This is a genomic window from Rhizobium sp. 10PS4 (assembly GCF_032464805.1).
GTDB classification, from domain to species: Bacteria; Pseudomonadota; Alphaproteobacteria; order Rhizobiales; family Rhizobiaceae; genus Rhizobium; species Rhizobium laguerreae.
This window is the reverse complement of record NZ_JAWDIW010000016.1, coordinates 91,418-113,253: the sequence shown is the minus strand read 5'-3', so window position 1 is coordinate 113,253 and position 21,836 is coordinate 91,418. Positions and strand designations below refer to the sequence as shown.

The window sequence follows — 21,836 nt, the reverse complement described above, 5'->3', positions numbered from 1 at the left end:
TCTTCACTGGGCAACATAACGCTCGGTGAATTCGCAATGAAAATGGCTATGGAAAAACTGGCCGCATGAGGCCAGATTGAAAACCAAAGTCTCTCCTGAAACTGGAGGGAAGATGGGTCTTAGGTCAGTTAAAAAACTAGTATTGGGTCCGGGCTCAGCCCGACAAGGCCTGCGTGAAACCTCCCATCAAACCGCCGACAAAAGAACCGATTTTCGTGTAGGTCGAAGCGTCAAGTTCATCGTTGCCCGCCACGGTCTCTTCGACACTTTCACCAAGACTCGGATCAGTGGGTTTGGCCTGTACAGCGGCTATGCCTCTCGACGTTAGCTGCACGTCCTGGAATATGTAGCTGCTGTCCATCATTAAGTGTATTCTACCGCTGCGAATAAGGTTCTCCTCAAGCATCCACCTCAAGATGTCGGCAAAAATCATGGGAAGATCCTCGTCGGTCTCGATGCCGTTGGACAAGATCTTATAAGCGTCATCCTCTGTGAATTCGACGCGACGAAGTCCGACCTTGATCAAGTGCGCCAAAATGCGGCCCATGATTTCGTAGTGATTGTCCATGGTAGTCACGCACCACCTCCTAAGTCAGAGATCATCGCTTACACGACCTCTCAAACCGCTGATCATATATACATAAGGTGGTGCGAGACTATTTGAAGCTGGGGGTGATTGTAGCAAAATTCGTAGGCGATCCGGAGGACCGCATTGCCGTCGGCAATGTGCTGCCGATCGTCCGCCTCGAGGCCGGTTTTCCAACCATGGAAAAAATTGTTGCGGATACGCGCGAGCGCATGAAAAACGGCTGAGGCGTCGCCGCAATGCGGAGGTGTAGCGCTAAACCGAAGACCGAGGCCGGCTAAGTTTTCAATCGCTTTTGGAGGATCAGCGATAATGCGAGACGCCTCGACATCCGCTTTAACGAGTTGGTAAAACTTGCCGCCAAACGTCTGGCCGACCTTGTCCCAGCTGATGCCAGGGCTAGGCGGCTTAAGGGTGAACGTCTCTCCCTCCTGCCCAAAGGCCCACTCGAAACGAGAAAACGTGGAAAAGAACTGGATCGGGGCCGCATCCATTTGCGCCGAAAGGGTAGCAACCACTTTTCCCCACGAATCTTGTGTCATGGCAAATCCCTAGTTCTCGGTGCTATGACATCGTGGCTGAAAGTGTAGCGCTTATCTGACGACCCTTCCACTACAGCACCCCCCACGCCCGAAACCTCCCCCTCCCCGTCATCTCCCTCAGGCCGAGCTCCAAAACAATCCGCCGCGCCGCCTGCGGCGTGACGTCCAGCGTCTTCGCCACCATCCCGCCCGACACCAACGGTTTTGCCATGACCAGCTCGGCCAGCTCCGGCAGCTTTGACGACGTTCGTCTTCCCTCCAGTTTTCGGTCCAACATTGTCTTCGCCAGTGTCAGTCGGTCATGCTCTTTCAGACCGATCTCCGCGGCCGTTATAAGACCGTGGGCGATGGCGAGCAGCCGCGTGTCCCGGTCGCGATGCCGGCGCCGATCGACCGGAATGGTTTTGAGGCCAAGGTTGACGGCGGCCAGATGCTCGCCGGTCGTGACGCCGGCCTGGCGCAGGATCGCGGCGCAAAGCAGCCGGCCGAGCCAGGGCGCATGTTGCAGGACCGAAACTTCGTTCCAGGCATCGAGCGCGACGATCGCCTGCAGCACCGACGGCAGATGTTCTAGTTGCCGCAACACTTCACGCCACTCCTCCAGCCGCTCGTCCTCGTCCCAATCGAGATCATAGACCAGCGGATCGGCCGGAGCCCGGCCGGGCTTTTTGGCTCGTTCGATCGCGGCGTCAGAGCGCGCGAGGATCGCATCGATCGCGGCATAATCGACGCCGGGCGGATTTTTGACGTCGTCACCATCATCCCCCTCCCCTTCCGCGTCGATCGCGACAGCCGTCCGAATAACTCCGGCCGTCGTCGCCTCGTCCCCGCCGCCCGACCCTATCTCCGAGGTTTTCCGCAGCGAGCGGATGCCGTCGGTAGAGAGCGCCCAATCGGGGGATTGGCCGGCGATCCGCCGACGCGTGCGCAACACGTCGCGGGCGATTGTCAGCTCACGGGTGGGTGTGCGAATATCCTTGGTGGCGTCGTGGAGGATGAGGTCTTCCAGGTGGACGAGTTCGCCGTCGATCCACAGTGAGGCACAGGCATCAGCAAAGTTTTGCCGTTCAATCCAGCCTTGGCCGACCGGCGAACGGGCGATGCGTTCGTCCAAACGCGTAAGCGCGGTGCCGGCGTCGAAAGCCGGCCGCATCAGGGGTGTCATGCTGATTTTCGCGAGATCGTAAGCCATTGAAATCATGGTAAACGATCCTTTAAAGGAACTCTATAGTAATATTACGGTTCTTCACATGGTATGATTGAGGGTTGGGCTTCTAACCATCGATAAGTACTGGTTATCGATGGTAGATTGATTTCGGCGCGCAAATCAGCAAGAATCGGGGCAATTCACGGTCTCAGAGGCCGCCGAAACCGTCCTTTTGGAGCGCCTGTGGCCAAAGCCAAGACACTGACCGCTGTCGAGCGCCGTGCCGAAGAACTCGACACCATCGCCGCGGTGCTGCCGATGGAGCGCCGCGACGAGCTTGCCGAGCTGCTCACCGACCAGGATGTCGAGACGCTGCGCCATCTCGTCAACCAGGGCATGGGCGACAATACGCTGCGGGCGCTGACCTCGGATCTCAGCTATCTGGAAGCCTGGGGCTTGGCGGCGACTGGAAAGTCTCTGCCCTGGCCGGCGCCCGAGGCGCTGCTGCTGAAATTCGTCGCGCATCACCTTTGGGATCCGGAAAAGCGTGCTGCCGATCGCGATCATGGGATACCGGCCGAGGTCGACCAAAACCTCCGGAGCCAAGGGTTTCTGAAATCCGTCGGACCGCATGCGCCAGCCACCGTACGCCGCCGGCTGGCGAACTGGTCGACGCTGACCAAATGGCGCGGCCTTGACGGCGCCTTCGCCTCCCCTGCCCTCAAATCAGCCATTCGGCTGGCGATCCGAGCCGCGCCAAGACAACGTCTTCGCAAGAGCGCCAAGGCGGTCACCGGCGACGTCCTGGCAAGACTGCTGTCGACCTGCGCCACCGACAGTCTGCGCGATCTGCGCGACCGGGCGATCCTGATGGTCGCCTTTGCGTCCGGCGGTCGCCGGCGCAGCGAGATCGCCGGGCTGCGCCGCGAACAGTTGACCGTCGAGCCGCCGATTCCGGTCGAGAATGGCGCCCTCCTCCCCTCTCTCGCCATTCATCTCGGCCGCACCAAGACGACCAGCGGCGACGAGGACGACGTTGTCTATCTCACCGGCCGGCCGGTCGAAGCGCTCAACGCCTGGATGGTGGCCGCCAAGATCGACAGCGGCAGCGTGTTTCGGGCGATCGGGCGATGGGGAACGGTGTCGCGGCGGGCGATCGATCCGCAGTCGGTCAATGCGATGATCAAGCAGCGGGTGGCATTGGCCGGGCTGGATAGGGAGGAGTTTTCGGCGCACGGCTTGCGGTCAGGATTTCTCACTGAGGCGGCCATCCGCAACATCCCGCTCCTCGAAGCCATGGAACAGTCGCGTCATCGGTCAGTGCAACAGGCGTCGAGCTACTACAATAATGCTACGCGTCGAAGCGGACGGGCTGCCCGTATGCTTTAATTGCGGGAGGAGGAGGATTTTCTAAAACCCGAGCGGCTTCATTGGACTGCATCCCCACAGCGGCCGTTTTTCCACCCTAGCTGGTTGCAATGATTCTCGTCAGTGAACTCGCTTGGATGCTAATTTGAGTCGCCATGTCGCCACCGCCAAATGTATCCCTTGCGCCTATTGCTTCGAAGATTCCGGTGTACGGGTGAAAACGGCATCCGGAGATACAGCCTCGATAACGTCTTGTTCTTGCACAATAATGTTTAGATCTCTTTGCACGAGCGACGGTCGGCATTAAGGTTTTGTTAACCCTAAATAGCTTGCCAGCCTGTTAGAATCGATGCTTATTGCAAGCAGCGGAGTGATTAGGAAATTCCGCTCAGAAGCGCTATTTCAAGAAATCAGGTCCGGGGATGCCCAAAATCGCTGCAAAATTACCGCCAAAAGATGAAGACCTGATGGGGTTGATTGAGCGCCATTCTCGTTCCTTGTCGGCGCAACTGCAAGAGCATCAGCTCGCGACCTTTCCCCCTACGGCGGAAAAGGGCATCCGCACGTTTCAGCCAGCGGAGGCAGCAAAGTTGGTCGGCGTGAAAGAAGTATATTTGCGCCAGCTCGCAAACGAGCTCGAAGGTCTCCAGGTCAGCACCAGTCCGACCGGGCGCCGGTCGTATTCCGTTGAGGACATGCACAAGATCCGCAAGCACCTCGACCAGGTGGGCCGGGGCAATCGCCGCTATCTTCCACACCGCCGCGACGATGAAGCGTTGCAGGTTATCTCGGTCATGAATTTCAAGGGCGGGTCCGGCAAGACCACGACTGCCGCTCATCTGGCCCAGTATCTCGCGCTTCGCGGCTACCGCGTGCTCGCTATCGATCTTGACCCGCAGGCGAGCCTGTCCACACTCTTTGGCAACCAGCCAGAAACCGATGTCGGCGTAAACGAGACGCTTTATGGTGCGATTCGATACGACGACGCTCGCCCAATGGCCGAGATTGTTCGCGCGACTTACATTCCTGATCTTCATCTGATCCCCGGCAACCTCGAACTTATGGAGTTCGAACACGATACGCCGCGGGCGCTGATGAAGCGGAAGATCGGCGATACCATGTTCTTCCACCGGATCAGCGAGGTGCTTGACCAAGTGGCACCCAATTACGACGTTGTGGTGATCGACTGCCCGCCACAACTAGGCTACCTCACCCTCTCCGCCCTAACCGCAGCCACCTCGGTTCTGATCACCGTGCATCCGCAGATGCTCGATGTCATGTCGATGAATCAGTTTCTGTCGATGACATCGGATCTGCTCCGGGAGATCTCATCGCACGGTGCGCGCTTCGACTATAACTGGATGCGCTATCTCGTGACGCGGTTCGAGCCGAGTGATGGGCCACAGAACCAGATGGTCGGGTATCTCAGGGCGATTTTCGGAGAGAATGTTTTAAACTTCCCGATGCTGAAGACAACGGCCGTTTCCGATGCCGGTCTCACTAACCAGACCCTTTTCGAGGTGGAGAGAGGCCAATTCACCCGGGCCACTTATGATCGCGCGCTTGAGGCGATGAACAACGTCAACGACGAGATCGAGTCACTGATCAAGAAAGCATGGGGAAGAAAGTCATGAGCAGGAAGGACATCCTCCGCACCCCCAAGCCAACCGCCGCCGTCGCGGCGCCGGTTGAAAGACCGATTAAGAGCCGAAGCATTCTTCCGCTCATGGGCTCCCCACCAGCGGAAGGAGCGACACCGGCATCATCGCGTCTCACTAGCCAGGTTGGCGGTGCTTTCGCAGAAGGTAAGGCGAGGTTTGAGCGCGCCGAAGAAATCGAAAAACGCCTGGCTGAGGGTCAAACCATCATCGAACTCGATACGGATACGGTCGATCCATCTTTCGTTCAAGACCGCATGCCCGGTGATATTGCCGGTCTTGTTGAAGCTATCCGCGAACAAGGCCAGCAGATCCCTATTCTGGTGCGCCCTCACCCCGAGGCACCGGGGCGCTATCAAGTCGCATTTGGGCACCGTCGTTTGCGCGCAGTCTCGGAACTCAACCTTCCGGTCAAGGCGGTTGTCAGGGAACTTACAGACGAGCAGCTCGTAATTGCCCAAGGTCAGGAGAACAATGAACGCCAGGACCTGACATTCATAGAAAAGGCGCGGTTCGCCTCTCGGCTGACCGAGCAATTTTCACGAGATGTCGTGATGGCAGCGTTGTCCGTCTACAAAAGCGATCTCTCGAACATGCTGTCGGTGGTGACCCGCATCCCCACGGAAATTGTCGACGCAATCGGCTCGGCGCCCGGGATTGGCTTGAAAAGTTGGATGGCTCTCGCTGAGCTTCTCACACGCGACGATGACCTTGAACAGGCTTCAACTTTCCTGCGATCGGCCGAGGCGAAAGCCCTGCCCTCGCCCGACCGGTTCAAGTCGCTCGTCGCCGGCCTCAAACCTACACCAACCAAGCGCGGACTACCGGATCTCCTGACAACGCCCGCGGGGCTACGTTTGGCCCAGGTAACGAAGAGCAAAACCAAGTTGGACCTGTCGATCGATCGGCGCGAGATGCCAGATTTCGCCGCCTTCGTCTTGGAGCGCTTGCCAGCGCTCTTCGAGGAGCATCGCTCCAGGAACAGCGCTCAAGACCATTTGAACAACGGAGATTAGCGGAAAAAGAAAAAGGCCCCCAAAACGTCGCCGTCGTGGAAACCTCTTTCAGATCTAAGCAACCTGAGAATCGCACTTCCACGGATATTCGTCAAGAGTCTTTGGCACCGATTTGGTGAGCCGATTTCTTTTGCCTTTTGAAAGGTGAAAGACGATGCAAACAGGAAGTGTGACGACGCCCTTCGGGCGGCGGTCGATGACGCTTGCCCTCGTGAAGCGACAAGTCGCTACAAGAGAGATCAAGGCGGGAAAATCTGTCGAAAAATGGAAGGTCTTTCGGGACGCTTCTGAGGCCAGGGAAGCGCTCGGCCTGCAGTCGAGCAGCCTTGCTGTGCTTGACGCGCTGCTGAGTTTCTACCCGGAGAACGAATTGCGCCAGGAAGCACAGTTGGTGGTGTTTCCGTCGAACGCACAATTGATCCTGCGGGCCCATGGCATGGCTGGAGCAACACTTCGCCGTCACCTTGCATTGCTGGTGGAATCCGGGTTGATCGTTCGGAAGGACAGCGCGAACGGCAAACGCTTCGCGCGTAAGAATAATGCTGGGGAAATCGAGAATGCCTTCGGTTTTGATCTCTCGCCAATGCTCGCCCGATCCGAAGAGCTGGCTCTCATCGCCCAGAAGGTCGTTGCCGCGCGGTCCGCTTTCAGGAAAGCCAAGGAGAACCTGACGATCTGCCGCCGCGACGTTCGCAAGCTAATTTCGGCAGCAATGGAGGAGGGAGCTGAGGGTGATTGGGCAGCCATTGAAGCAATATATCTCGAACTCGTTGCCCGCATCCCCCGTTCCCCGGCCATGAACGACGTAGCGGGGATTCTGGATGAAATGGAGCTTCTTCGCGACGAGATCATCAATCAGTTGGACAATCAGCAGAATTCACAATTTAATAGCACCAATGACGCTCAATTTGAGCAGCACATACAGAATTCAAATCCCGAATCCACCTATGAACTTGAACCTAGCTCTGAAAAAGAGCAGGGCGCGAAGCCGAGCAAGCCCGACAAGCGAATGGTCGAGCCGCTGAAGGCTTTCCCTCTTGGTGTGGTGCTGAAGGCCTGCCAACAGATTGCTGACTATGGGCCGGGCGGGGGGGTCGGAAGCTGGCGCGACCTCATGTCGGCCGCAGTGGTGGTGAGGTCGATGCTGGGGATCAGTCCATCTGCTTTCCAAGATGCGTGCGAGGCTATGGGGCAGGAAAATGCCGCAGTGGCGGTCGGTTGCATCCTTGAGCGCGCAAATCTGATCAATTCGCCAGGTGGATATCTGCGGGATCTGACGCGGCGCGCCGAGCGGGGTGAGTTTTCTCTCGGTCCGGTAATCATGGCGCTGCTCCGCAACAGTGTTGGCAGGCTGCCTCAAGCAGTTTAGATCGCGGTTAGTTGCGACTAACCGCGCTAAGCGACTGAAATAAAAGGTGTTTCTGGATTGCTTGGCGTTTCCCTCGTCTAACCTGCGAATTTCGCGGTTTGGCAGCGAAGTTCGTTCTGCTGCAATACAGGCATCGCGATATTGGATGCCCGGAGGGGAAAGTTTAGTGCTGGCTGTAGAGTTGCTGGTGTGAATCTCGGGTAATTTCTTTACCTACCATGGTCTGAAACACTCGAACCGGTCTGGCTTTCAGTTCTCAGACAATCGGATGGAAGACAGGTGCTTGCGTTCGCTGGAATTGCTCAACAGGCGTCGCTGACGGGAGCTTATTGGCCGTTAGTCCCGACTAACCGCCTCAAGCGACTGAAATCACATCGGTTTTCACAGATGTTGCCAACGGCCTTCGTCGCCGCCAGGTTCTTCGAGTTGAGCGGCGCGCCGGCAATGAGTCCCTGGGTTTTCGAGATGGTCTTGGATCCCCGGGTGCTGCGTACTTCTGAGTTGCGTCGGATGCCGCCTCGAGGTCATCGGGTTCATAAGCGATCATCCTGCGTGTCCACGAACGCGTCGCACGATCGGCTGGCGGGCGCGGATCAACCCTACGCACCCGCCACCGGGTCGTTCCTCACGGTCTTAACACATGATCAAAGCTGCTCGCCCGGCGAGAAAGAGGGAAGAAGAGTGGCCAGTGCCGTTTGGAGCATAGCCTTACCGTCGGCCGCCTAAGCCAGGCTGCGTTCGCAAGTGCCTGAGAAACGACTTAAGCGTTCATCGTCGATGACTCGGGTACGAATACCCCGCAGTTCCACCGCGCCGAGCGTCTCTCTCAGGCGAGAGACGCGGTTTCGGGCTTCGAGGGTCGTAGCAAGCGCGAACCGCAATCCTCGGAACCCAAGGATGTCTGGATGAAAATTGTTCGCCGAGCCATGATGTGGCAATGTCATGACCGCAATCCGGTCACTAATGCCATCGAAAAATGTCCGCCATGGCTGGCGCCATTTATCTTGGCGAAGCGCGGCGTCGCCCGTGCCCAACCAGCCGATGCCATCAGTTGACCAGAAGAAGCGGCCGTAGGGTGGCTCTTCCAGCGAGGAGCGCCACTGCCGGGACGGATCTGTGTGCCTTTAAGTTGCGACTACCCGTTGAGATAACGGCCCAGAGTAAAGTGACATCGAAATCGCATTGTGTCCTCCGGCGAAATGCCGGTTGTAGATTTCGACCAGCCGCTTCGCACTTTCGATAGACCGTAGGTGCTGAAGCAGCGATTTGGAGAGCTTTGCCTCTTCATTTCCCCGGAAACCAAGCGCCTTCTTGATGTCCCTAAGAAACCGCTTTCGGGCCAGATCGTCGACCGGATGGACATAGGGCAGGAGAATCCAATCGCCCTGCGCCATGCGTCACCTGTAAAGGCTTGCCACTCCAGTTGGAGATACGAACCGGATGCAGCCACAAACGCACCGCTTTGCGTCTCTCGTGCTGTCGGATCCGCAGGAGTGAGCTTTTCAGCGATCAGCCCATGTGGCGCACGCATGTAAGTCGCCAGTCTGCTTGCCGATGAGCCTTTGGACGGGGCGTCATCAAGTCGTATTCGGCGTCCAGCGGACGAATCGTCGATCGGACCGTCGGGTTCTGCGCCACGGGGAGGAGGGACATCGTCGGGCCTGCCCGGCTGAAGGAATATGACTCGCTCTACACCTCTCCCGAGCCACCAGGCTACAGGGTTCTCAAAGTAGTCGAGTGAAGATCGGGAGGCCGCACCGCGGTCGAAATCGGAGAGAACGAAAAGCAGGCGCTCTACAACATCCAGGTAAGGAACGATGACCGTCTTCGCTGGCGCCATTGCCTGCAGACGATCGATGCCGTTGATGTGATCAGGATGAAGATGTGAAACAAAAAGCACGTCCGTCTTTCCGTCGCATGCTGCCCGGTAGAGCGACATTTCACTGTTGAAAGCGTCGCTTAGTTCCGAGCCGCAGTCATAGACATAGGAAAAGCTTGCGACGGGGCGCTCATTGGCAGAGCGCACGCCGTCGGGCGACCCCTCGACAGTCGAGATCAATCCGGAGTGAAAGCCGCCATGGCCGACCGGGTGCTGGGTACGTGTAATTTTTGCGTGTGCATCTACGTCCGGTTTTTTTGGGTGAAGATCCTCGTTGGCAGTCGAGGGTCTATCGTTTGAGAAGCGATTGGGGTGGTGGCGACGTCGGCTCAAGACGAGATGGACGAGGTGTGCTGCATTTTTCCGCGGTCGAGAAGGCTCGCACGGATCTGCTCTGATTTTGTCGCGCCTGACGTCGAGGAAGGGGAGGGTGAAGAACGCTCTGAGTTTCGCTCACCGCCAATTGCCTTTTGCTTCAAACCTAGAAAACGGTTCTGCGCCGTCATGCGATCATCCTCGCTCAGGGCTTCCAGCGGCCTACCGTCCAGATCATGGCGAACGGAATTGGGCTGGGCGCTCGCGAAATAATATCGCTTGGAGTGGACAAAGGCAGCAACCGCGCGGCGCAACGTCGTCATGCCAACACCGGGTTTCAAAAGCGGGCGAATTTCCTTAAAGAGCCCGACAGCAAAGGGTCGGATAGGATCGCCTGGCCTTGCCGGCAGGATCCCGATCGGGCATACTAGCAAAACGTTTATGGCGTCTGCTTTCTGGATGTCGATCTCCGAAGCTACGATCGGGCCGCGGCTGACTGTCCAAGGTTTTGTCATAGGTTCCAACCCAATCTTTTCTTTCCCTGCGAGGCTGGGATCTACATCGTCTAAGCTGTTCTTGTTGCAGAAATGCATATTGCGGCAGCCGATCTCAAGGCCGACTGCGCTTCATACGTCTGTTTGGTACAGAACAGTCTGCGCATGAGCTATGGAAATGCTCGCCCTCGTCTCCGGGGGGGTGGCGGTCCTTGGCAGAATCCTCTATATTGCAAACATGAGCGACGAACAGACCATATCGAAATCCACCAAGTCGGCCGTTGAGAAGGTCCTCCGTGATCGCCTCGGCCAGGCAGGGTTTTCTGGCGCCGACATTCGGGCCGATCGAGACAGCGATGGCGATCCGATCCTGCTCGTCGACGTGAATTATGCCTATTCGGACAAGCCGATCAGTTCGAAACTCACTTACGGTCTTTCGACTGAGGTGCGAAAGGCTTTGAGCGCCCTTGGAGAGACGCGGTTTCCGCATATTCGGCATCATTTCGACGAACAGCAGAAGATCGCAAGCTAAGTGTCGAATGATTTAATCGCCACCGCTCGGCGGCTCGCCAAGGCCAGCCCCAAGCGTCCACGCCAGTCCGACCTCAAACGTGGTGTCAGTACAGCTTACTATGCGCTGTTTCATGCGCTGGCTCGCGATTGTGCCGATCTACTGGTGGGGACAGGCGATACGCGCAGTGAGCCGGCATGGGCGCAAGTCTATCGGACTCTCGAGCACGGTGTCGCGAAAAATTCCTGCAAAGCAGCGGCAAGCCGCGGCTTTCCAGGCAATATCGTCTCATTCGCCGATACGTTTGTTATCCTGCAAGAAGAACGTCATCGCGCCGATTACGACCCGCTTGCGCGTTATGTGCGGGCAGAAGTCCTCGTTCTAATCGACAATTGTGAGCAGGCAATCAGAGATCTTGCATCGGCGCCGCGATCGGATCGCAAGGCATTCGCGGTATGGGTTCTCCTCCAGAAAAAAAGATAACGCCCCTCCTGGAGTTGGCGGCAGAACAAATCAAGAACAGAATAGTTTTCGAACATGAGGTCTGTGTGCAACGCTCAAGCCTGGCTGCGCCAGTCGTACCCGAAGGGTTTAATCCCTGGCCCAGTATTGCCGGCTCCAGGGCGCAAGGGAAGCTTCGCCTGCTGAAGAGACGGTGGGACATGGTGGGGAGGCGATAGAGGAAGAGGAGGGACGGGAAAGCTGTGACGGATTGAGAGGGTTGGAGAGAGGCTCCGCCCGGTCCGTCATGGAGAAACCGACATGGCCCAGGCCATCCAGAAAATCACCCTTAGTACAGCCCGCGACATACCCTTCAACAAGCTTACGTTGAGCCAAGAGAACGTCCGAAAGATCAAAGCAGGCGTGTCGATCGAGGATCTCGCCGAAGACATCGCCCATCGCGGCCTGCTCACCAGCCTCAACGTCCGCCCGGAACTCGATGGCGATGGCAACGAGACCGGCATCTATCGCATTCCGGCCGGCGGGCGCCGGTATCGCGCCCTCGAGCGCCTGGTCGCGCAGAAGCGACTGGCCAAGACTGCCGGTGTTCCCTGCATCGTCAGCAAAGGCGAAACTCTCGAAGTCGAGGACTCGCTCGCCGAAAACGTCCAGCGCGTCAGTCTGCACCCGCTCGATCAGTTCCGTGCTTTCCAGACCTTGCGGGAGCAGGGGCTTGGCGAGGAGGAGATCGCCGCGCGCTTCTTCGTTTCGGTCGCGACCGTCAGGCAGCGGCTTCGTCTGGCGTCCGTCTCGCCGCGGCTTCTCGACCTCTATGCCGAGGACGAGATGACGCTGGAGCAAATCATGGCGTTCTCGATCACCAACGACCACGTTCGCCAGGAGCAGGTCTGGGATACGGTCTCCCGTTCGCATAGTCGCGAGCCTTATTACATCCGCCGGCTGCTGACGGAAACCGCAATCCGCGCCAGCGACCGCCGCGCCGTCTATGTCGGCATCGAAGCCTACGAGGCCGCAGGCGGTGTGACGATGCGCGATCTCTTCGACCAGGATCAGGGCGGCTGGCTGCAGGATCCGGCGCTGCTCGAGCAGCTCGTGATGGAAAAGCTCAAGGCTGACGCCGAGGCGATCCAGGTGAGCGAAGGCTGGAAATGGGTCGAAGCCGCGTTCGATTTCCCTTACGGCCACACATCCGGCCTGCGCCGCTTCTACGGCGAGCATGCCGAAATGACTGAAGACGAACTGGCACGCTATGACGCCACCCGCGCCGAATACGACAAGCTCGACGCAGAGTATGCGGAGGCAGATGAGTACTCCGAAGCGACCGAACAGAAGCTGGAGGAACTCGGCAGCGAGCTCGACCGGCTCAACGACCGTCCGTATGTTTTCGACCCGGAGGAGGTCGCCCGCGGCGGTGTCTTCGTGTCGCTCGGCGCCGGTGGCGAGCTCAAGATCGAGCGAGGCTTCGTGCGACCCGAGGATGAACCGAAGGCTGAGACCGATCCCTCGGCCGATGGCGGCGACGATGGTGCCGATCATGGCGGGAATCTTCCGGCAACCGGCGCGGCCGGCGGCGAGGGCACGCAACCGGACGACGAAGACGAGACGATCAAGCCACTTCCCGACCGGCTGGTTCTCGATCTGACGGCGGCGCGCACCGTCGCGCTGCGCAATGCGTTGGCAAACAATCCTGTCATCGCCTTTATCGGCGTGCTGCATGCCTTCGTCCTGAAGACCTTCTACGTCTACGGTTCGGATTCGTGCCTGGAGGTGACGCTGCAGAGCGCCCGCTTCAGCCAGACGCCCGGTCTCGGCGAAACGGTCTGGGCGAAGGAGATCGATCAAAGGCAGGAAGGCTGGGGCCAGGATTTGCCCAAGGATCCGAACGATCTCTGGGATTTCCTGATCAAGCTCGATGAGGTCAGCCGGCAGGCCCTGTTTGCGCATTGCGCCTCGCTGTCGGTCAACACGGTGATCGAACCCTGGAACAAGCGGGCTCGGGCGATCGCCCACGCTGAGCAGCTGGCCCGCTCGATCGGCTTCGAGATGGTGGAAGCCGGCTGGGTGCCGACCGCCGACAACTATCTCGGCCGCGTCACCAAGGCCCGCATCCTGCAGGCCGTTCGAGAGGCCAAAGGTGACCAGGCGGTGGAGCTGATTGGCCATCTCAAGAAGACCGACATGGCCCGCGAGGCCGAACGGCTGATCACAGGCTGCGGCTGGTTGCCGGAACCGCTTCGCATGACGGTCGAGGAAGGCACCATCGAAAGCGACGCCGTCGCCGATGAGGCCTCCGTCGGGTCCGACGAGCCCGGGAATATCTCCGAAGCTCAGGACCTACCGGCCTTCCTGCTCGATGAGCCGGAAACGTCGGACGATGACACCGGCGATACGGAGAGTGGGATCGACGGCGAGCATCTCGCTGCCGCCGAATAGTGTCACGAGCATCACATCAGCCTGACCCGATCGCATTTGCGGTCGGGTCTTCTTTCCCAACAGCCCGGCCATCGCGCCGGGCTTTTCCGTTTCAGGAGGCACCTATGTCTGACTTCACCATCGAAACCACCTATCACCTGCCGGTGTTCCGGCGTCGCACCTATGAAGCTGGCACGCTGGACGAGGCGTGCCGTGCTGCCATCGAAGATGACAGTTGGGATATCGCCGAGAAGGACTTCGATTCCTCGGGCGCAATTCATATCACCGGCATCTGGGACGGTGCACATGCGGCCTATGCGGGTCCGCCGATCCAGATCCCCCAGCAATTCGATGAACCTATCCAGCGCCGGGCGCGTCATTTCGAGATCCTGCTCGGACTGCTGAAGATCCTGTTCGATGACATCCGTGCTGCCCGGCCACCGTCGCTCGATTGGCTCGACCGATCTGTCTGGGCGATTGCCCGAGGAGAAGCCATTCTCGCCGGAGACCCGGATCCTGAAGAGCCGGTCGACCCACCCAGGACCGGTCATGTGCTCGCCCGGCTGCAGGAGGATCAGGTCCGCCATGCGGTCGCCGCCGTGCTGGAGGTCGACCGAAGTTTCGACCCTCTCTCCCCGGAGGCGGTCACCGATGACGACATCCACGCGGCGTGCATCACCGCAGTTACGGGATTCGACGTCTCTGATGTCGTTGGCAGCGCCGAATTCCAGGCGGCACTCTTGGCAATCCGGTCGGCACGCCGCCGACTGGCTTCCGATTGATCCTTCTTCTTCCTCAAACATCCCTCAACCTCGCCCGGCCGCCGTGCCGGGTTTCTGCTTTAAGGAGACAGCTCATGACCACTCTCACCTCCAACAACCCGTCTGCCCGTTCCGCCTTCAAGGTCGATATCTCCCGCGGCGAGCGGATCGGCCGCGTTTCGTCGGAATGGTTTTCCCGTCCCGACGATGAACGCTTCCTGTCGCTGAGCGATCTCTACGACACCGTCCGGTCCCGCGCCGAGCGCGCCCATGCCCGAACGATCGAAAGCGCTGCGATCCGCGTCGAAGCAACCCGCGACAACGCGGAACGGCTTGAGCTTGTCGTTCCAGGTCAGCGCCAAGCGATCGCACCGACCCACTGGAGCTACGGCCAGCTTTGCAGCCTCGTTGGCGCTCCCGCCACCTATATGCGGCAATTGCCCGCGCCGCTCGCTGCCATCAATCTGCAGCACGGTCTGCTCAACCATCGTGCCGAACTCGTCAAGACGCTTGAGATGGATGACGGTCGGCTGGAACTAAGGGCCGTGACCGGACCGGAATACGGTCGCATCTGGGATCACGAACTGGTCTCGTCGGTCATGAAGATCGCCGGCAACGGGACCGGCGACACGATCTGGAAAGTTCCAGGTGTTCTCGACTGGGCGACGATGACCCACAATCCCTTCGTCGACATCACCAAGGATACGACCACCCTTTACGCCAGCGACCGGGACGTTTTCCTGTTCCTGGTCGACGACACCCATCCGATCCAAGCCGGACGCCTGCCAAACGGTGAGCCCGACCTCTATTTCCGCGGCTTCTACGCCTGGAACTCGGAGGTCGGATCGAAGACGCTCGGCATTGCCTCGTTCTATCTGCGTGCGGTCTGCGCCAACCGAAATCTCTGGGGCACGGAGAATTTCGAGGAGATCACCATCCGCCACTCGAAGTTCGCCGCCCAGCGCTTCGCCCACGAGGCAGCACCCGCGTTGACGAGTTTCGCCAATTCCTCACCGGCCCCTTTCATCGCCGGCATCAAGGCGGCGCGTGAGCGGATCGTCGCCCGCAAGGATGACGACCGCGAAACCTTCCTGCGCCGGCGGGGATTTTCGAAAAGCGAGACCGGCAAGGTGATCGAGATGGTGCTGTCGGAGGAGGGACGGCCACCGGAGTCAGTCTTCGATTTCGTGCAGGGCATCACCGCGCTGGCGCGCACCAAGACCAATCAGGACACGCGTCTGGAACTCGAAAGCAAAGCGAAAAAGCTGCTGGAGAGCGTCTCCTGACGCGCCTCGAGACAGATCAAACTAGCCTCAACATCACCATCAGCCCGGCCCCGTGTCGGGCATTTCCGTTCATGGAGCACTGCAATGGCTATCCCCGAATTGACCGGCTTTACCGACGGCATGCGCGACTGGCTCCGGTCGGTCGGCCTCTTCTCCGAGATGATCAATTGGAAGCTGCGTTTCTTCGTGCCGGTGACAGATGAGGGTGCGGGAATCCTGTTGAAGCTGATGCAGCGCCATCGCCTCGTCGACATCGCACGCCGGTCATGATGGAGGTCTGCCATGCTCTCCGCCTCCGATCTGGCGGGCCGTCTCGCGCAAGACGCGGAGGCGGTCTGCCGCCACTATCTTTCCGCCGGCCGCCGCGCCGGCAACTACTGGCTCGTCGGCGATGTCGCCAACAACAAGGGCCGGTCGCTCTACGTGCATCTGGCCGGCCCGCGTGCTGGCAGGTGGACTGATGCGGCAACAGGCCAGTTCGGTGACCTGCTCGATCTCGTCCGCGAGACCTGTGGCCTCCTGGACTTCCGTGACGTTGCCGAGGAGGCGCGTCATTTTCTTAGTCTGCCCCAACCCGAACCGGTGTCGGACCTCAGGGGCGACGTCGGTGATGCCTCTGCGGTCGAGCGGCCGGCGACGGAGCGGGCACGACGGCTGTTTCGAATGACGCATCCGCTGGCGGGTACGCTCGCCGACATCTATCTGCGCGAACGCGGTATTCTGCGGGCATCCGCCCATGGGGCGCTCCGTTTTCACCCGTCGTGCTATTATCGCGATTTCCTGACTGGCCGGACGAGCAGCTATCCGGCCCTGATCGCAGCCGTCACCGACGACGCCGGAGTGATCACCGGCGTGCACCGCACCTATTTGTCGCTGGGCGCTGACGGCGTTGGCAAAGCGAAGGTCGACGATCCCCGCCGCGCGCTCGGCGGGTTGCTTGGTAATGGCGTTCGCTTCCGCTTTCCGGAGAATGCGTCTATGCCGGTCCTGGCAGCCGGAGAAGGCCTCGAAACCATGCTGTCCCTCTCACATGTGATGCCCGGCATGCCGATGGTCGCGGCCCTGACTGCTAATCACCTCGCGGCTTTCAACGTCCCGTCCGGATGCCGGCGCCTCTACATCGCCGCCGACGCGGATGCGGCCGGCCGGCATGGGATCGAGGGACTGAGCCGCAGGGCGCAGGAATGCGGAATCCTGCCGCTGGTGCTGTCGCCCGAGCTCGGCGACTTCAACGAGGATCTACGCTGGCTGGGGCCGGACCAGATGACCGCAAGCCTCAAGGCTCAACTCACTCCGGAAGATGCGGTGGCCTTCCTGAGCGCCTGAAGCTGGCCGCAAACACTGGGGGAGGGGCCGGCGACGGCACCGGCGAAGGGCGGTCCATTGGTCTTATTCCGGATTGGCGCGCGCCCGCGGGCCTGCCGAGAGGCGACCCTTACCACGCGGGCCTCCGGCCTTCAGCGGGTCAGTCGGGTTTCTTCCCCTGCCGGTCCGCAGGCGCGGCCCGTCATTCCTCGCGGATCAAGAAACCCTCTTGTCCCCGCCCGGCGCTTCGCTGGGCCGCTGCGCTTCACTTGCGGTTCCGGCCTCGGCCCGCGTGACCGGGTTCGCCGTCAGGCCGCGAGAGGCGCGGCCCACCGAACGGAGACCACCATGGACCTGATTCTCCACCCCGACGACGGCTTCGAGCCCAACCACGCTTCCTCCCCGACCGACCGCTTCATCTACGAGATGCAGGTCTTCGGCTATCGCCCGTTCCAGGACGAGCCCGACCCGCGGCCATTGCCGGAGGAACCGCAGGTCCAGTCATCGATCACCGCGATCTTCGACGCCTTCGCCGAGATGCTCGGCGACACCCGGCTGGAGCCCGATCTCGAAGACCTGTTCTGGTCGATCCCCAATCTCTTCCATCGCGCCGGCGAGCGCATCCAGCGCGAACTCGACCGCAACGAGGAAGCGCAGCGCACCGGCCAGCGCGAGCAGGACGGCTCGGAGGTGAAAAGTGTCGAGCTCGAACGTCTCATCGGCGAAGGCATCACGCTGCTGGAGCGTAGAAATAGCTTCGAGTTCATGCGAGACTATGCGACCGACCTGTTTGAGGCCCAGACCGGTTCATCCTGGCGGCCGCGTACCGGCTCCAAGGTCAACCACGCCAACATGACAGCGGCGATGATCGATAGCCGGGACTTCCTCTCCGCGCGGCGGCGCGCCGAGACCGAGGTGCTGATCCCCGCCGGTACAAAGATCGCCTTCTCCGGCGGCATGGACTATAACGATCACGAGCGGATCTGGGCAAAGCTTGACCAGGCGCACGCCAAGCATGCCGACATGGTATTGCTGCACGGCGGCTCGCCGAAAGGCGCCGATCGCATCGCCGCCTGCTGGGCTGAAGCGCGCAAGGTGACGCAGATCACCTTTAAGCCGAACTGGACGAAACACGCCAAGGCCGCACCGTTCCGGCGCAACGACGATATGCTGTCGGTCATGCCCGCCGGATTGATCGTCTTTCCTGGAAACGGCATCACCGGCAATCTCGCCGACAAGGCGCGTCGCCTCGGCATCCCGGTCTGGCAGGCATCAGGAGATGGCGCGTGAGCGCCCTTTCCCAGAACGATGGAAAAGATGGAAAACATGGAGAAGATGGGGTATATGGAAAACTGTAATGGAGACCATGGCGATGAAGCAGTTCACGACAGGCGACTTGAATAAACAAATCGGCGATATCACCGATGCGGCGAGCCGCGAGCCCGTCATGCTCACGCGGCACAAGAAGCCGCGTTTCGTGCTGATGAGCTACGAGCACTATGAACGGATGCGAACCGGCGGCGATCCGCGCCGGGCCTATACTGTATCGGAGATGCCCGCCGAGCATGCAGTCCTATTTGACGAGGCGCTCGATAAGTTGGCGCGCGGCGAAGGCTACGACGATGAGCCGTGAATTCCGCCCCGGCGAGGTCATCTCCTATCCCTACCTCTGGGCCTGGCAGCAGCAGCGCGGGGAAACCGAGGGCCGTAAGCAGCGCCCCGTCTGCGTCATCGTCGCCATCCGCAATGCCGCCGACGGAAACACCCACCTGGCGCTTCTCGCCATCACCACGCAGCGGCCACAGACGGGTCGCATCGCTCTGGAGATCCCGGACATCGAGCGCAAGCGTGCGGGCTTAAGCGATCTGAAGCAGTGCAGGATCATGGTCGACGAATACAATTACGATATCGTCGAGCGCTCCTGGTACATTGAGCCCGGTCAGGACATCGTCGGCCGCTTCAGCAAGTCCTTCATGGTGAAGATCGCCAGACTGTTTGCCGAGGCGCGCGGCCGAACCGGCCGGGTCAACCGCCTCGACTGAGAATTCCCGCATCCCTGCCGCCCTCCGAAGCGACATCCCTTGAAATCACCTCCGTCAGGCGGTCCGGCTCCGCAGAACTGCAGTTGCGACAGGAGAGGCGGATAATTCGAGTGTCGCGCCGACCGAAGCCGCTCTGATGACGAGGATGGGATCAGAACGGTGCCGATCTATCGCGTCGCGTCTGCCTGGTTGATGGCCAGTCCGTTGACCCGAACACCAGCGACGCATGCCACGTGCGCGGTACTCGGCGGGGCAGCAAACGGGCGCCATGGCGAGGTCTCCTGACGACGTCGCAATCAAAGACCATTCCCGTTCTTTATGTCGCCTTTCTAAGGGACCGGCCGCGATCAGCGTCAACCCCGCAAGCGGGTTTCCCTTCGCTACGCTGCGGTGACGCCTGCGGCGCAGCCCCTTCTTCGGGCGCCATCGGGAATGGTCCCGATGCAACGAAGGAGACAATCCCATGGCAACCACGATCGCAACCCTCACCGAAAAGACCGACGGCACTCTCGAAGGCGTCTTCGCCACCATCCGGGTCAATGCCCCGATCGCCCTCGTCCCGAACGCCAACAAGGCGAGCGAAGAAGCCCCGGACTACCGCATCATCCACCGTAAGACCGGCTTTGAGATCGGCGCAGGCTGGAACCGCGTCTCCCGCCAGACCGGCGAAGAATACATCTCCACGAAGCTCGAAGCGCCCGAGATCGGCGTGATCTTCGGCAACGTCGCCCCGGCACCCGGCGGCGAGCCCGGCAAGAAGGTCATCCTCTGGAACAGCCCGGCCTGAACCGGTCGGCCGGCCCCGAAACTGGGGCCGGCTTCCCCATTCCAAAGGAGGCCGCCATGAGCCGCTACACAATTACCGTCACCAGGACCGCATTCCGCCACTCCGACCCGGATGCCATTATCGGCTACGACCGCCCGCTTCAGACGTTCTTCCTTCAGGCATTTCCGGACGCCGGTGGCGAGGATCTTGAACTCTGGCTTGGCACTGACCTAAGGGAGTTCGAAACACTCTCACAATTGCGGGCCGCAGCAATCGCACGCGGTTTCGACTTCATACCCTTGGCATCCGGCATTCTTCACAAGCTGCTGGAAGACCATGCCCGCGAAGCGCATCACGTGGTGAACGACACGATCGTCCAGGATCTTCTTGAGCGGACATCCGCCCGCTGACGCAAACCCAAAACGAAAATAGCCCGGCACGGCGCCGGGCTATTCTTTTGCTTGGCCAGCAAGATTACTTGTTCAGCGCATCCTTCAGAGCCTTGGCCGGCGTAAAGGCTAGCTTCTTGGCCGCGGCAACCTTGATCGTCGCGCCGGTCGACGGGTTGCGAGCCTCGCGCTCCGGTGTCGCCTTCACCTTGAACTTGCCGAAGCCGGGGAGGGACGTCTCGTTGCCGGCAACGGCTGCCTCGGTGATCGAGGCGATCACTGCTTCGACGATGGCTTTTCCCTGTACCTTGGTGAGGCCGTGCTCGCCTGCGATCTTGTCGGCGATTTCATTGGTTGTGGTCATTTTCTTCTCCGCGTCGTGTCAGACGCAGAATCCCTGCCATTGCCGACCGGACCTGTCATCGACACGCTGCGGCAAATGACGCGGAAAGCCCGGATCTCCACAGTTATTCACGTGGTCACGTGTCAGTAACCCGAAGACGGGCATCGAGCCCGTCCTCGGGTTTGGGTGCGATACGGAGAGGAAATGTCTGCTCAGTCCGTCCGAGGGTGTCATGGGCGCATGACGGCCTCAAGGACGAGCGGTGCCCCCAATTTTGCCTCCGCTCCGGTTCCCTGCACTCCGACAAAATCGGCACCCCCACTCGCCGCCGCTGGCGGTCGCGTTCCGCGATCCCTGACCCCGCCACGCCCCCATGACCGCGCGCGTCGTCTTTCACAAACGTCAAGGAGACGACGACGATGCTTCTGGAACAACACATTGAAGAGCTTCGCCTCGAACTGCGCGAAGCAATCGACCCCGTCGAGCGCCGCGAGATTGAAATCGAACTGGAGCTGGCTCGTGCCGAACTGGCGGTGATCACCGCAGAGCAGGAGGGCGCAATCGACGCCGAGCCACCCTTCTGAGGGTGGCTTTCGCCATGTCGCCTGGCCTGACGCGCCGGATCGACCGGCGCTTCAGGCCAGCTTCGCCCGCCACCGGCAGGTGTCAGCCTGCGAAGGTTCTTGCGGGAGGGGCGGAAGCGGTGGGATACCCCAACGCCTGTTTCGATCCGATGCCATCAACATGAGGATGGTATCCGCCTCCACGGCACTCCCTTCGCTATCGATCACCCGATGCATCTTGCCGTATATGCGGTTTCGGCCTGTATCCGCGCGACCGCCTCTTTCGCAAAAGCTGAAGGAAGAGCCTGACCGCCTCTTCCTCCCGCGCGAAATGATGCTCCCGCCTTTGACCTCTTGCGCCGATACGACCCCATCGGCGGATGAGACGGGCCTCGCCGAACAGGTTGGGCTCGATCGACATGGCATAGTAGCGGGCCATGTTTTTCGAAGCGTCGGTGCGTTCAACATAGAGCTGGTAGGGTTGTGCGATCATAGCGGCAGAATCGCTGAGCGCCGACTCCACGTCCAACGAGACATTTGAATCGTTCGGCCACAATTGATTCATGGCGGTGATGGGTTGTCGGACGGGGCAGTATGTTTCGGGCGAGCCGCCTACGGCGGA

General features: G+C 60.1%; 25 protein-coding genes. 18 read left to right on the top strand and 7 right to left on the bottom strand.

All coding sequences use genetic code 11. The features are described 5' to 3' along the window. Positions 1-154 precede the first annotated feature (154 nt). The 3 genes from RWJ89_RS27955 to RWJ89_RS27945 form a co-directional block, all read right to left on the bottom strand. Positions 155-577: a hypothetical protein gene (locus RWJ89_RS27955; protein WP_316031763.1), complete on the bottom strand. Its 423-nt coding sequence runs from the start codon at positions 575-577 to the stop codon at positions 155-157. A gap of 53 nt (positions 578-630) precedes the next feature. Then, a complete protein-coding gene (locus RWJ89_RS27950) occupies positions 631-1,128 on the bottom strand; it encodes a hypothetical protein (protein WP_316031762.1) in 498 nt (165 codons plus the stop codon). A 70-nt stretch (positions 1,129-1,198) separates the two neighbouring features. Beyond that, a complete protein-coding gene (locus RWJ89_RS27945; protein ID WP_316031761.1) occupies positions 1,199-2,329 on the bottom strand; it encodes an RHE_PE00001 family protein in 1,131 nt (376 codons plus the stop codon). 189 nt (positions 2,330-2,518) lie between these two features. On the opposite strand from RWJ89_RS27945, the gene RWJ89_RS27940 reads away from it, so the two are divergent. The 5 genes from RWJ89_RS27940 (at position 2,519) to RWJ89_RS27920 (ending at position 8,741) form a co-directional block, all read left to right on the top strand. Beyond that, positions 2,519-3,664 (top strand): site-specific integrase, encoded by a 1,146-nt coding sequence (locus RWJ89_RS27940; protein ID WP_316031760.1) that lies wholly within the window; start codon positions 2,519-2,521, stop codon positions 3,662-3,664. A 401-nt stretch (positions 3,665-4,065) separates the two neighbouring features. After that, entirely contained in the window at positions 4,066-5,277 is a 1,212-nt protein-coding gene (repA, locus tag RWJ89_RS27935) for a plasmid partitioning protein RepA (RefSeq protein WP_026158447.1), read from the top strand. Then, a complete protein-coding gene (repB, locus tag RWJ89_RS27930; RefSeq protein WP_316031759.1) occupies positions 5,274-6,317 on the top strand; it encodes a plasmid partitioning protein RepB in 1,044 nt (347 codons plus the stop codon). The genes repA and repB overlap by 4 nt, the downstream gene beginning before the upstream one ends. A gap of 154 nt (positions 6,318-6,471) precedes the next feature. Further along, the gene (gene repC / locus RWJ89_RS27925; RefSeq protein ID WP_316031758.1) at positions 6,472-7,686 is read left to right on the top strand and encodes a plasmid replication protein RepC; all 1,215 of its coding nucleotides are present in this window, start codon (positions 6,472-6,474) and stop codon (positions 7,684-7,686) included. A gap of 905 nt (positions 7,687-8,591) precedes the next feature. Further along, complete coding sequence (locus RWJ89_RS27920) at positions 8,592-8,741, top strand: hypothetical protein (RefSeq protein WP_316031757.1); 150 nt, start codon at positions 8,592-8,594, stop codon at positions 8,739-8,741. An 80-nt stretch (positions 8,742-8,821) separates the two neighbouring features. Here the strand turns inward: RWJ89_RS27920 and RWJ89_RS27915 are convergent, their stop codons facing one another. Together RWJ89_RS27915 and RWJ89_RS27910 are read right to left on the bottom strand one after the other, a co-directional pair. Then, positions 8,822-9,745 (bottom strand): MBL fold metallo-hydrolase, encoded by a 924-nt coding sequence (locus RWJ89_RS27915; RefSeq protein WP_316031756.1) that lies wholly within the window; start codon positions 9,743-9,745, stop codon positions 8,822-8,824. A 149-nt stretch (positions 9,746-9,894) separates the two neighbouring features. Further along, on the bottom strand, positions 9,895-10,395 hold the full coding sequence (locus RWJ89_RS27910; RefSeq protein ID WP_316031808.1) for a ProQ/FINO family protein: 501 nt from the start codon (positions 10,393-10,395) through the stop codon (positions 9,895-9,897). A gap of 157 nt (positions 10,396-10,552) precedes the next feature. Here RWJ89_RS27910 and RWJ89_RS27905 point away from each other — a divergent pair, with 157 nt between their 5' ends. From RWJ89_RS27905 to RWJ89_RS27850, 12 genes are all read left to right on the top strand, one after another. Beyond that, on the top strand, positions 10,553-10,906 hold the full coding sequence (locus tag RWJ89_RS27905) for a hypothetical protein (protein ID WP_316031755.1): 354 nt from the start codon (positions 10,553-10,555) through the stop codon (positions 10,904-10,906). After that, complete coding sequence (locus tag RWJ89_RS27900; RefSeq protein ID WP_027690657.1) at positions 10,907-11,368, top strand: hypothetical protein; 462 nt, start codon at positions 10,907-10,909, stop codon at positions 11,366-11,368. It abuts the gene before it with no gap. 279 nt (positions 11,369-11,647) lie between these two features. After that, positions 11,648-13,780, top strand: coding sequence for a ParB/RepB/Spo0J family partition protein (locus RWJ89_RS27895; protein ID WP_316031754.1), 2,133 nt, complete (start codon positions 11,648-11,650; stop codon positions 13,778-13,780). Between the two features lie 104 nt (positions 13,781-13,884). Beyond that, entirely contained in the window at positions 13,885-14,541 is a 657-nt protein-coding gene (locus RWJ89_RS27890; protein WP_316031753.1) for a hypothetical protein, read from the top strand. Positions 14,542-14,615: 74 nt separating this feature from the next. Beyond that, the gene (locus RWJ89_RS27885; RefSeq protein ID WP_316031752.1) at positions 14,616-15,806 is read left to right on the top strand and encodes a DUF932 domain-containing protein; all 1,191 of its coding nucleotides are present in this window, start codon (positions 14,616-14,618) and stop codon (positions 15,804-15,806) included. An 84-nt stretch (positions 15,807-15,890) separates the two neighbouring features. Beyond that, positions 15,891-16,076 carry a hypothetical protein gene (locus RWJ89_RS27880; RefSeq protein WP_316031751.1) on the top strand — a complete coding sequence of 62 codons (186 nt, stop codon included), beginning with the start codon at positions 15,891-15,893 and terminating at the stop codon, positions 16,074-16,076. Between the two features lie 12 nt (positions 16,077-16,088). After that, on the top strand, positions 16,089-17,132 hold the full coding sequence (locus tag RWJ89_RS27875) for a DUF7146 domain-containing protein (RefSeq protein WP_316031750.1): 1,044 nt from the start codon (positions 16,089-16,091) through the stop codon (positions 17,130-17,132). A gap of 327 nt (positions 17,133-17,459) precedes the next feature. Then, on the top strand, positions 17,460-18,401 hold the full coding sequence (locus tag RWJ89_RS27870; RefSeq protein WP_316031749.1) for a DUF2493 domain-containing protein: 942 nt from the start codon (positions 17,460-17,462) through the stop codon (positions 18,399-18,401). An 82-nt stretch (positions 18,402-18,483) separates the two neighbouring features. Continuing rightward, positions 18,484-18,744: a type II toxin-antitoxin system Phd/YefM family antitoxin gene (locus RWJ89_RS27865; protein ID WP_316031807.1), complete on the top strand. Its 261-nt coding sequence runs from the start codon at positions 18,484-18,486 to the stop codon at positions 18,742-18,744. Further along, positions 18,734-19,153: a hypothetical protein gene (locus RWJ89_RS27860; RefSeq protein WP_316031748.1), complete on the top strand. Its 420-nt coding sequence runs from the start codon at positions 18,734-18,736 to the stop codon at positions 19,151-19,153. The genes RWJ89_RS27865 and RWJ89_RS27860 overlap by 11 nt, the downstream gene beginning before the upstream one ends. Before the next feature lie 463 nt (positions 19,154-19,616). Next, complete coding sequence (locus RWJ89_RS27855) at positions 19,617-19,940, top strand: DUF736 domain-containing protein (protein WP_064245277.1); 324 nt, start codon at positions 19,617-19,619, stop codon at positions 19,938-19,940. A 56-nt stretch (positions 19,941-19,996) separates the two neighbouring features. Further along, the gene (locus tag RWJ89_RS27850; protein ID WP_316031747.1) at positions 19,997-20,329 is read left to right on the top strand and encodes a hypothetical protein; all 333 of its coding nucleotides are present in this window, start codon (positions 19,997-19,999) and stop codon (positions 20,327-20,329) included. A gap of 64 nt (positions 20,330-20,393) precedes the next feature. Here RWJ89_RS27850 and RWJ89_RS27845 read toward each other — a convergent pair whose 3' ends face one another. After that, positions 20,394-20,672, bottom strand: coding sequence for an HU family DNA-binding protein (locus tag RWJ89_RS27845; protein ID WP_221957973.1), 279 nt, complete (start codon positions 20,670-20,672; stop codon positions 20,394-20,396). A 398-nt stretch (positions 20,673-21,070) separates the two neighbouring features. Between RWJ89_RS27845 and RWJ89_RS27840 the strand changes: the two genes are divergently transcribed. Continuing rightward, positions 21,071-21,235: a hypothetical protein gene (locus RWJ89_RS27840; RefSeq protein WP_167383835.1), complete on the top strand. Its 165-nt coding sequence runs from the start codon at positions 21,071-21,073 to the stop codon at positions 21,233-21,235. Between the two features lie 196 nt (positions 21,236-21,431). Here the strand turns inward: RWJ89_RS27840 and RWJ89_RS27835 are convergent, their stop codons facing one another. Continuing rightward, positions 21,432-21,707, bottom strand: coding sequence for a WGR domain-containing protein (locus tag RWJ89_RS27835; protein WP_316031746.1), 276 nt, complete (start codon positions 21,705-21,707; stop codon positions 21,432-21,434). Positions 21,708-21,836 lie beyond the last annotated feature (129 nt).